Below are 10,078 nucleotides of genomic sequence, written 5' to 3' on the forward strand. Positions count from 1 at the left end.
GACGTCATATGGCTGCGCTCCCAGGTGGCGACCAGTTCATCGCGCATCTCCACCAGATAACGCAGCTTCTCGCTCGCGGCAAAGGCATCCTCGAGCTTGAGCTTCTGCCCTTCCGTGATGCGTCCGCCGTCCTGCCCCACCACGTTCAGAAGCGACCTTCCGGAGACCATGGCCGCCAGATGACTGCTGCCGGATGCGCCCGCGGCCGTGAGTCGGCCGATTTCCTCGCGCCAGGTCCTGCGCAGCCCCCGTGCATAGGCTTGCATCAGGTCATAACGGTGCGTGATCACCGCCTGAAGCGTGGCGGCGTCGATATGCGGACGCGGCGCGGTGAGCCTGGGCGCAAGCGCCACCTTCCTGACAGTGGCCAGCCCCAGCATCTGCAGGATCCGGATATACATCCAGCCGATGTCGAACTCATACCACTTCGACGAGAGCTTGGCGCTGGTGCCGAACGCGTGATGATTGTTGTGCAGCTCTTCGCCGCCGATCAGGATGCCCCAGGGCAAGACGTTGACGCTGGCGTCGGGGCAGTCGTAGTTGCGATAGCCCAGATAGTGGCCGATGCCGTTGATGATGCCGGCCGCGGTGATCGGGATCCACAGCATCTGGACCGCCCACACAGCCGCGCCGGCCGCGCCGAACAGCGCCATGTTGATGATCAGCATGAGCCCGACGCCCTGCCAGCTGAAGCGCGTGTACAGGTTGCGCTCGACCCAGTCGTCCGGCGTGCCGTGGCCGAACTTGGCCATGGTTTCCTGGTTCTTGGCTTCCGCACGGTAGAGCTCGGCGCCGCGCCACAGCACGGTGTCGATGCCACGCGTCTGCGGGCTGTGCGGATCGTCCGGCGTTTCGCACTTGGCGTGGTGCTTGCGGTGGATCGCCACCCATTCCTTGGTGACCATGCCGGTGCTCAGCCACAGCCAGAAGCGAAAGAAGTGCGACGGAATCCCGTGCAGGTCCAGCGCGCGGTGGGCCTGGGCGCGGTGCAGGAACAGGGTCACGCCTGCGATGGTGATGTGGGTGGTCACCAGCGTGTAGAGCACGATCTGCCACCAGGACAGGTTCAGTGCGCCATGGGCCAGCCAGTCGATCGCCGCGTTCAACACGGCCCAGTCGGGAAGCAACATACGGTGCGGATCTCTTTCATTGGGACGGGCGGGCTGCCGCGTCTCGCTTGCGTCAGAGCGATTTTACGTGTGGGGGTTCCGCCCTGGCGCTGGTTATTTCCCCAGCAGAGCCAAATTAGGATTTTTCCCAGACGGCAGCAAAAAAACCATCGGTGCGGTGCCGGTGCGGCCACAGGCGCAGGAACATCCCGTCGGCGGTGCACAGCTCGCCGGCCTGGGGCACTTTCAGCTGCTCCAGCACGCCCGCCGCCGGCACCGGCCGGAAGTCCGGGTGCGCCGCGCCGAACGCCTGCGCGATGGCCTCATTCTCCTCGGCCAGCAGGCTGCAGGTGGCGTACACGAGGCGCCCGCCCTGCTTCGGCAGCCGTGCCGCGCTGTCCAGGATGGCGGCCTGCTTGGCCTTCAGCTCCTCCACCGCCTGCGGCGATTGGCGCCACTTCAGGTCCGGGTTGCGGCGCAGCGTGCCCAGGCCGGAACACGGCGCGTCGATCAGCACCCGGTCGAGCTTGCCGGCCAGGCGCTTGATGCGCTCGTCGCGCTCGTGCGCGATGGCGGCCGGATGCACGTTCGACAGCCCGCTGCGCGCCAGCCGCGGCTTGAGCGCGTCCAGCCGATGGGCCGACACGTCGAAGGCGTACAGCCGGCCGGTGTTGCGCATGGCCGCGCCCAGCGCCAGCGTCTTGCCGCCCGCGCCGGCGCAAAAATCCACCACCATCTGGCCGCGCCGCGCGTCCAGCAGCAGGGCCAGCAGCTGCGAGCCTTCGTCCTGCACCTCGATGGCGCCGCGGGTGAAGGCGTCCAGCTTGGTCAGCGCCGGCTTGCCGGCCAGCCGCAGCCCCCAGGGCGAGTACGGTGTGGGCGCGCCGGCGATGCCGGCCTGCTGCAATTCCTTTTGCACGTCCTCACGCTTCGCGACCAGCGCATTGACGCGCAAGTCCAGCGGCGCAGCCTGGTTGAGGCTGTCCACCAGCGGCCAGAAATCGTCGCCCAGCTGCGCCTTCAGCCGCTCGGCGAGCCACTCGGGCAGGTTGTGGCGGTGCCGCTCCAGCAGATCCTTGGGATCGATCGCGTCGCACGCGTCCAGCCAGGCCTTTTCCTGTTCGTTGAGCGCGCTCTTGAGGAAGTCGCGTTCTCCGGCAAAACCCAGGATCGCCAGGCGCCGCTCCTTGGAGCCGCTGCCCGACAGGGCGAACTGCTCGAACAGCAGCTTCTTGCGCAGCACCGTGTAGACGGTTTCCGCCAGGGTCGCGCGTTCGCGCGGGCCGAGCGCGCGGTGCTCGCGGAAATGGCGCGAGACCACGGCGTCGGCCGGGTGCTCGAATCTCAGCGCGGCGCGGACCAGTTCGGCGCAGGCGTCCAGGAGGGCTTTGGGGTGCATGTTTACAGTGCGCGCAGCAATTGCGCGATGGCGCGCGGATAGATCAGGTGTTCCTGCGTCAGCACGCGCGCGGCCAGCGCCTGCGCGGTGTCGCCGGGGAGAATGGGCACGATGGCCTGCTCGAGGATGGGGCCGTAGTCCAGCTCCGCCGTCACCTGGTGCACGGTCGCGCCGCCGAACCTGCAGCCGGCGTCCAGCGCCCGCTGGTGCGTGTGGAGGCCGGGAAACGCCGGCAGCAGCGAGGGATGGATGTTGAGCAGGCGGCCCCGGTAGCGCGCCACGAAGCCGGGCGTCAGGATGCGCATGAAGCCGGCCAGCACCACCAGCGCAGGCTGGCGCACGTCGATCACGCGCGCCAGCTCCGCATCGAACGCATCGCGGGTGTCGAAACGCTTGTGGTCCACCACGTCCGTCGCGATGCCATGCTCGCGTGCCAGCGCCAGGCCGCCGGCGTCCGGCCGGTTGCTGATGACGGCGGCGATCTGCGCGCCGCAGGCCTTGCGCCAGTTGTCGCGCTGTGCGGCCCGCACGATGGCTGCCATGTTCGAGCCCCCGCCGGAGATCAGAATCACGATGTTCTTCATTGCCGGCGATTATCCCTGCCCATTCCCATGCCCTTGAGACCCCTCTCCCCGACCGAAGCCCGCGTGCTGGGCACCCTGATGGAAAAGGCGCGTACCGTGCCCGACAGCTATCCGCTGTCGCTCAATTCCGTGGTTGCCGGCTGCAACCAGAAAAGCAGCCGCGAACCCGCCATGAACGTGAGCGAGGGCCAGGCGCAGGAAGCGCTCGATGCCCTCAAGCAGCTGAGCCTGGCGTTCCAGACCACCGGCAGTCGGGTGGCGCGCTGGGAGCACAACTTCCAGCGCGCCTATGGCGTGCCGGAACAGTCCGCGGTGCTGCTGGGCCTGCTGCTGCTGCGCGGCCCGCAGACGGCCGGCGAGCTGCGCATCAACACCGAGCGCTGGTACCGCTTCGCCGACATTTCCTCCGTGGAGGCGTTCCTGGACGAGCTGCAGGAACGCTCCGAGGAGAAAGGCGGGCCGCTGGTCATGAAGCTGGCCCGCGCGTCGGGCGCGCGCGAGCCCCGCTGGACGCACCTGCTGTGCGGCCCGGTCGATGCCGCGGCCTTCGTGGAAGCGCCCTCCGTCGAAACCGGCGGCTCGGTGCTGCAGGAACGCGTGGCCGCGCTGGAAACCGAGGTGGCGGCGCTGCGCGCTGCCGTGCAGGACATGCGCGAGCAGCTCGGAATGTCACAGCCCGGACACCCATAAGCGAACGACCGTGCTAGAACATCGCGTCGACTGGAGACTCCATGGACTTAGCTTTCACGCCTGACGAACAGCGCTTTCGCGAAGACATCCGCGCCTGGGTGCGCGAGAACCTGCCGCACGACATCGCAAACAAGGTGCACAACGCCCTGCGGCTGTCGCGCGACGACCTGCAGCGCTGGGCCAGGATCCTGGGCAGCAAGGGCTGGCTGGGCTACGGCTGGCCCACGCAGTTCGGCGGCCCCGGCTGGACCGCGGTGCAAAAGCACCTGTTCGAGGAAGAATGCGCGCTGGCCGGCGCGCCACGCATCATTCCATTCGGGCCGGTCATGGTGGCGCCCGTCATCATGGCGTTCGGCTCGGCCGAGCAGCAGCAGCGCTTTCTGCCCGGCATCGCCAGCGGCGAGGTGTGGTGGAGCCAGGGCTACAGCGAACCCGGTTCGGGCTCCGACCTGGCGTCGGTAAAGACCCGGGCCGAGCGCAAGGGCGACAGCTACATCGTCAACGGCCAGAAGACCTGGACCACGCTGGCGCAGTTCGGCGACTGGATTTTCTGCCTGGTGCGCACCAGCAACGAAGGCAAGCCGCAGACCGGCATCTCGTTCCTGCTGATCGACATGAAGTCGCCGGGCGTGACGGTGCGCCCCATCATCATGCTGGACGGCGAGCACGAGGTGAACGAGGTGTTCTTCGACAACGTCGAAGTGCCCGCGGCCAACCTGATCGGCGAGGAGAACAAGGGCTGGACCTACGCCAAGCACCTGCTGTCGCACGAGCGCACCAACATCGCCGACGTCAACCGCTCCAAGCGCGAGCTGGAGCGGCTCAAGCGCATCGCCAAGGCCGAGGGCGCCTGGGAAGACCGGCGCTTTCGCGACGAGATCGCCAAGCTGGAAGTGGATGTCGTGGCACTGGAGATGATGGTGCTGCGCGTGCTGTCGGCCGAGAAGTCCGGCAAGAACCCGCTGGACATCGCCGGCCTGCTGAAGATCAAGGGCAGCGAGATCCAGCAGCGCTATTCCGAGCTGATGATGCTGGCCGTCGGCCCCTACGCCCTGCCCTTCATCGCCGAGGCGATGGAAGCCGGCTGGCAGGGCGAGCACGTGGGCGCCGCGTATTGCGCGCCGCTCGCGTCCACCTATTTCAACTACCGCAAGACCACCATCTACGGTGGATCGAACGAGGTGCAGCGGAACATCGTTGCCCAAGTCGTTCTCGGCTGATTCCTGGAGACACACATGGATTTCAATTTTTCCGACGACCAGGAACAGCTGCGCGACGCGGTGCGCAAATGGGTGGACCGCAGCTACACCTTCGAGCGCAGGCGCGGCATCGTGAAGGCGGGCGGCTTCGACCGCTCCGCCTACGGCGAGATGGCCGACCTCGGCCTGGCCGGCATCTATGTCGCCGAGGACCATGGCGGCATGGGCATGGGCCCGGTGGAAGCCATGGTGGTGATGGAGGAACTGGGCCGCGGCATCGTGCTGGAGCCGCTGGGCCAGACGCTGGTGGCCAGTGGCGTGCTGGGCGCGTATGCGCCGGAGGACCTGAAGGCGCAGTGGCTGCCGAAGATCGCCGGCGGCGAGGCGCTGGTGGTGCTGGCGCAGCAGGAACGCAAGTCGCGCTACCGGTTGGATGTGTGCGAAACACAGGCCACGCAGAGCGGTGACGGTTGGAGCATCACCGGCACCAAGAGCATCGTGCCCGCGGGCGACCAGGCCGACGCCTTCATCGTGCCCGCCGTCGCCGGCGGCAAGATCGCGCTGTTCCTCGTCGAGCGCGCAGCGGCGGGCGTCGCCTCCCGCGGCTACCTCACGCAGGAAGGCGGCCGCGCTGGCGAAGTGAGCTTCAACAAGGCGCCTGCCGCGCTCGTCACGCAGGACGGCCTGCCGGCGCTGGAGCATGCGGTGGACGTCGGCATCGCCACCGTCTGCGCCGAAGCCGTCGGCGTGATGGACAAGACCATGCAGGTGACCGTGGAGTACATGAACACGCGCAAGCAGTTCGGCGCCACGCTGGCCACCTTCCAGGCCCTGCGCCACCGCGTGGCCGACATGAAAATGCAGCTGGAGCTGGCGCGCTCGATGAGCTATTACGCCTCGCTCAAGCTGAATGCGCCGCCGGAAGAGCGGCGCCGCGCGCTGGCGCGTGCGAAGTACCAGCTGGGTATGTCCATGCGCTTCATCGGCCAGAACTCGGTGCAGCTGCACGGCGGCATCGGCGTCACCGACGAATACATCGGCAGCCACTACTTCAAGAAGCTCACGCAGCTGGAGCTGGTGTTCGGCGACACCCTGCACCACCTGGGCGAAGTGTCCGAGCACATGCAGGACACGGCCGGGGTGTTCGCTTGACCATGCTCACGCGCCGCAACGCCCTGCTGGTGCTGGCCGCGGCCACGGCGGCCGGCTGCGCGAGCACACCCTCCATGCAGGACACCCCACCCATCGTCTTCGTCCACGGCAACGGCGACAGCGCGTCGATCTGGCAGTCCGTGATCTGGCGCTTCGAGTCCAACGGCTGGCCGCGCGAGCGCCTGCACGCCATCGACGTGCCGTACCCGCAGTCGCGCGACGACGACGCGCAGGCGCAGGCCGGCCGCAGCGCGTCGGCCGAGCACATGGCCTACCTGAAGGCCGAAGTCGAGAAGGTGCTGGCGCGCACCGGCGCCAAGCAGGTGGTGCTGGTGGGCAACTCGCGCGGTGGCTATGCGATCCGCAACTACATCGCCAACGGTGGTGGTGCGCGGACGGTGAGCCACGCCATCCTCGGCGGCGTGCCCAACCACGGCGTCTGGGCGGTGCCGATCGCGGGCATGTCGGACACCAGCGAATTCGCCGGCCACGGCCCGTTTCTGCAAGCCTTGAACCGGCCGCGCAACGCCGCAGGCGACGAGGTCGACGCGCCGGTGAAGTGGCTGACGCTGCGTTCCGACAACAACGACAAGTACGCGCAGCCCGACGGCCTGTGGGTGGGCAAGCGCGGCGTTGCCACAGGCGTGACCTACGCCGGCCCGGAGCTCAAAGGCGCCACCAACATCGTGCTGCCGCGCGTGGACCACCGCGAGACCTCGTTCTCGCCGGCCGCGTTCGCGGCCACGTACCGCTTCATCACCGGGCGCGATCCTGCCACGCTGGACGTGCTGCCGGAATCGAAGGTCACGCTGGCCGGCAAGGTCAGCGGTGCGGGCAGCAACGTCGGCCTGGCCGGTGCGGCGCTGCAGGTGTTCGCCGTCGATGCCACGTCCGGCGAGCGGCACGGCAATGCGGTGCACGCAACGCAGATCGCGGCCGACGGCGCCTGGGGGCCGTTCGCCGCTCAGCCCGATGCGCGCTACGAGTTCGTGGTGACTGCTTCCGGCTACGCGACGACGCATTTCTACCGCAGCCCGTTCCCGCGCTCCAGCGCGGTGGTGAACATGCGGCCCGAGCGCGTTCCGGAGGCGGATAAGAACGCACCGTCGCTGGTCATCATGAACCGCCCGCGCGGGTACCTGGACCCGGGGCGCGACAAGATGGCCTTCGACGGCCAGAACCCGCCGCCCGGCGCGGTGCTGGGTGCCGGCGTCGCCAGCTCGCGCGGGAAGCCCACGGGCCTGCCGCGCGCGGTGGTTGCGGAATTCAACGGCGAACGCGTGGTCGGCCGCAGCTGGCCGCTGGCCGAGAACCACGTGTCGGTGCTGGAGCTGACCTACTAAGCGCTGAACGCCGCTAGCTGTGCAGCCGCGAGTTCTTCGGCAGGTGCGCCATCAAGAACTCCATCTGGTCGGCCAGGATGCGGCGGTTGCGCAGGATGAAGTCTTCCCACAGGCTGGGCACGTAGGGGGTGTACAGCAGGTGCATGCCAGCCTGTTCGGGCGTGCGGCTGCCCTTGCGGTGGTTGCAGGCGCGGCAGGAGGTGACCACGTTCATCCAGTGGTCCATGCCGTTCTGCGCGAACGGGATGATGTGCTCGCGGGTGAGTTCTTCCTCCTCGAACTCGCCGCCGCAATAGGCGCAGACGTTGCGGTCGCGCGCGAACAGCTTGCCGTTGGTCAGGCCGGGCTTGAGCTCGAAGGGATTGATGTTCGGCACGCCCTTGGTGCCGATGATGCTGTTGACCGTGATGATGGACTGCTCGCCCGTCGCCGCGTTGTGGCCGCCGCGGAACACGGCCACTTCGGCGCCCGCTTCCCACCGCACCTGGTCGGCGGCGTAGTGCAGCACGGCCTGTTCCAGCGAAATCCAGGACTGCGGCAGCCCCTGGGCAGACAGCTTCAAAACCTTCAAAACGCGCCTCCATCCATCGAGATGAACACACAACGAAAGGCCCGGCGGCGCACACGGCAGCGCCGTCAAGCACAATATAACCTGTTTTCGTGACGCACCGGTGGCAGCGCGGCGGCCTGTTTGGCTCGCGCTGGCGCCATGCGGTGCTATCAAAAAGATACCGATGCAGATCTTCAGAGGCTTCCATCACCCTGGCATCGCGCCCGCGTGCGCCCTGACCATCGGCAACTTCGACGGCGTGCACCGCGGCCACCAGGCCATGCTGGCGCTGCTGAACAGCGAAGCGCGCCACCGCGGCGTGCCCAGCTGCGTGCTCACCTTCGAGCCGCATCCGCGCGACTACTTCGCCGAGCTGCACCGCAAGCCGGAAATCGCCCCGGCGCGCGTCGCCACCCTGCGCGACAAGCTGGGCGAGCTGGCCCGCTGCGGCATCGACCAGTGCGTCATCCTGAAGTTCGATGCGCGGCTGTCCGGCCAGGTTCCCGAAGCTTTCATCGAAGACGTGCTGGTGCGCGGCCTGGGCGCGCGCTACGTGCTGGTGGGCGACGACTTCCGCTTCGGCGTGCGGCGCTCGGGGGACTACGCGATGCTGGACGCCACCGGCGCCCGGCGCGGCTTCGACGTGGCGCGCATGAACAGCTACGAGGTGCACGGCCTGCGCGTGTCCAGCTCGGCCGTGCGGGAAGCGCTGGCGCGTGGCGACATGGCCGGCGCGGGGGCCTTGCTCGGGCGCCCCTACAGCATCAGCGGCCACGTGGTGCACGGCCGCAAGCTCGGCCGCGAGATCGGCTTTCGCACCCTGAACCTGCGCTTTTCCCACTGGAAGCCGGCCGCCGGCGGCATCTTCGCCGTGCGCGTGTACGGGCTCGATACAGGGCCGCTGGACGGCGTGGCCAACCTGGGCGTGCGGCCCTCGATGAACCCGAACGACGTCAACGGCGGGCGGGTGCTGCTGGAGACCTATTGCCTGCAATGGCCCGGCGCGCTGGGCCCCGAAGGGGCCTACGGTAAAATCATCCGCGTGGAACTGCTGCACAAACTGCACGACGAGCTGCGCTACGACAGTCTCGATGCCCTGAAAGCCGGCATCGCGCGCGACTGCGACGCGGCGCGCGCCTTCTTCGCATCCACCCACGCCGAAACCCGTCGCCAGACCACGCGCGACCGAATTTAAAGCCCGCACACCGCGCTGCGCGCCCTTCGACAGGCTCAGGGCGAACGGCTTTCCTCGTTCCGACCGCTCCCGTTCGGGCTGAGCCTGTCGAAGCCCCTTGCGAGTGATCCATGAGCGACAACAAGACCGATACCAAGACCGACTACCGCGCCACCCTCAACCTGCCCGACACGCCGTTCCCGATGCGCGGCGACCTGCCCAAGCGCGAGCCGGGCTGGGTGAAGGAATGGGAGGACCAGGGCCTGTACAAGCGCCTGCGCGAAGCCCGGTGCGGGCGCCAGAAATTCGTGCTGCACGACGGCCCGCCGTATGCCAACGGGCAGATCCACATGGGCCACGCGGTCAACAAGATCCTGAAGGACATGATCGTCAAGTCGCGCCAGCTCAAGGGCCTGGACGCGGCCTACATCCCGGGCTGGGACTGCCACGGCCTGCCGATCGAGAACGCCATCGAGAAAAAGCACGGGCGCAACCTGCCGCGTGACGAGATGCAGGCCAAGAGCCGCGCCTTCGCCACCGAGCAGATCGACATCCAGCGCGGCGACTTCAAGCGCCTGGGCGTGCTGGGCGACTGGGACCATCCCTACCGCACCATGGACTTCAAGAACGAGGCCGAGGAGATCCGCGCGTTCAAGCGCGTGATCGAGCGCGGCTTCGTCTACCGCGGCCTGAAGCCGGTCTACTGGTGCTTCGATTGCGGCTCGTCGCTGGCCGAGTTCGAGATCGAGTACGCGGATCGCAAGTCGAGCGCCGTCGACGTCGGCTTCCTGGCCGCCGACCCGGCGAAGCTGGCCGCGGCGTTCGGTCTGCCATCGCTGACGAAGGAAGCCTTCGCCGTCATCTGGACGACGACGCCC

General features: G+C 67.9%; 10 protein-coding genes. 6 read left to right on the forward strand and 4 right to left on the reverse strand.

The window, feature by feature from the left end; genetic code table 11:
* The 3 genes from H0U68_RS23865 to purN all read right to left on the reverse strand — a co-directional run.
* A partial coding sequence (locus H0U68_RS23865) for a fatty acid desaturase (protein WP_296359454.1) occupies positions 1–1,130 on the reverse strand: 1,130 nt, incomplete at its 3' end.
* A gap of 115 nt (positions 1,131–1,245) precedes the next feature.
* Positions 1,246–2,508, reverse strand: a complete 1,263-nt coding sequence (locus H0U68_RS23870) for an RsmB/NOP family class I SAM-dependent RNA methyltransferase (protein WP_296359455.1) — start codon at positions 2,506–2,508, stop codon at positions 1,246–1,248.
* 2 nt (positions 2,509–2,510) lie between these two features.
* Positions 2,511–3,092 (reverse strand): phosphoribosylglycinamide formyltransferase, encoded by a 582-nt coding sequence (purN, locus tag H0U68_RS23875; protein ID WP_296359456.1) that lies wholly within the window; start codon positions 3,090–3,092, stop codon positions 2,511–2,513.
* A 27-nt stretch (positions 3,093–3,119) separates the two neighbouring features.
* Here purN and H0U68_RS23880 point away from each other — a divergent pair, with 27 nt between their 5' ends.
* Genes H0U68_RS23880 through H0U68_RS23895 form a run of 4 tightly spaced genes read left to right on the forward strand, consistent with a single transcriptional unit; the run spans position 3,120 to position 7,476 of the window.
* Complete coding sequence (locus H0U68_RS23880) at positions 3,120–3,782, forward strand: DUF480 domain-containing protein (protein ID WP_296359459.1); 663 nt, start codon at positions 3,120–3,122, stop codon at positions 3,780–3,782.
* Between the two features lie 41 nt (positions 3,783–3,823).
* The gene (locus H0U68_RS23885; protein WP_296359461.1) at positions 3,824–5,002 is read left to right on the forward strand and encodes an acyl-CoA dehydrogenase family protein; all 1,179 of its coding nucleotides are present in this window, start codon (positions 3,824–3,826) and stop codon (positions 5,000–5,002) included.
* Between the two features lie 15 nt (positions 5,003–5,017).
* Positions 5,018–6,133 (forward strand): acyl-CoA dehydrogenase family protein, encoded by a 1,116-nt coding sequence (locus H0U68_RS23890; protein ID WP_296359462.1) that lies wholly within the window; start codon positions 5,018–5,020, stop codon positions 6,131–6,133.
* A 2-nt stretch (positions 6,134–6,135) separates the two neighbouring features.
* Entirely contained in the window at positions 6,136–7,476 is a 1,341-nt protein-coding gene (locus H0U68_RS23895) for an alpha/beta fold hydrolase (RefSeq protein ID WP_296359469.1), read from the forward strand.
* A 13-nt stretch (positions 7,477–7,489) separates the two neighbouring features.
* On the opposite strand, the gene H0U68_RS23900 is transcribed toward H0U68_RS23895, so the two are convergent.
* A complete protein-coding gene (locus tag H0U68_RS23900) occupies positions 7,490–8,047 on the reverse strand; it encodes an HNH endonuclease (RefSeq protein WP_296359464.1) in 558 nt (185 codons plus the stop codon).
* A gap of 163 nt (positions 8,048–8,210) precedes the next feature.
* On the opposite strand from H0U68_RS23900, the gene H0U68_RS23905 reads away from it, so the two are divergent.
* Both H0U68_RS23905 and H0U68_RS23910 read left to right on the forward strand, forming a co-directional pair.
* A complete protein-coding gene (locus H0U68_RS23905) occupies positions 8,211–9,221 on the forward strand; it encodes a bifunctional riboflavin kinase/FAD synthetase (RefSeq protein WP_296359465.1) in 1,011 nt (336 codons plus the stop codon).
* A gap of 110 nt (positions 9,222–9,331) precedes the next feature.
* Positions 9,332–10,078 (forward strand): class I tRNA ligase family protein (locus H0U68_RS23910; RefSeq protein ID WP_296359467.1); only part of this gene is annotated, 747 nt, incomplete at its 3' end.

Source organism: Ramlibacter sp. (assembly GCF_013697775.1).
Classification (GTDB): Bacteria; Pseudomonadota; Gammaproteobacteria; order Burkholderiales; family Burkholderiaceae_C; genus Ramlibacter.

Excerpts from the sequence above, each read along its gene's own strand:
- H0U68_RS23905 (WP_296359465.1), top strand. The coding sequence starts at position 8,211 with ATGCAGATCTTCAGAGGCTTCCATCACCCTGGCATCGCGCCCGCGTGC.
- purN (WP_296359456.1), bottom strand. The coding sequence starts at position 3,092 with ATGAAGAACATCGTGATTCTGATCTCCGGCGGGGGCTCGAACATGGCA.
- H0U68_RS23880 (WP_296359459.1), top strand. The coding sequence starts at position 3,120 with ATGCCCTTGAGACCCCTCTCCCCGACCGAAGCCCGCGTGCTGGGCACC.
- H0U68_RS23870 (WP_296359455.1), bottom strand. The coding sequence starts at position 2,508 with ATGCACCCCAAAGCCCTCCTGGACGCCTGCGCCGAACTGGTCCGCGCC.
- H0U68_RS23885 (WP_296359461.1), top strand. The coding sequence starts at position 3,824 with ATGGACTTAGCTTTCACGCCTGACGAACAGCGCTTTCGCGAAGACATC.
- H0U68_RS23890 (WP_296359462.1), top strand. The coding sequence starts at position 5,018 with ATGGATTTCAATTTTTCCGACGACCAGGAACAGCTGCGCGACGCGGTG.
- H0U68_RS23895 (WP_296359469.1), top strand. The coding sequence starts at position 6,136 with ATGCTCACGCGCCGCAACGCCCTGCTGGTGCTGGCCGCGGCCACGGCG.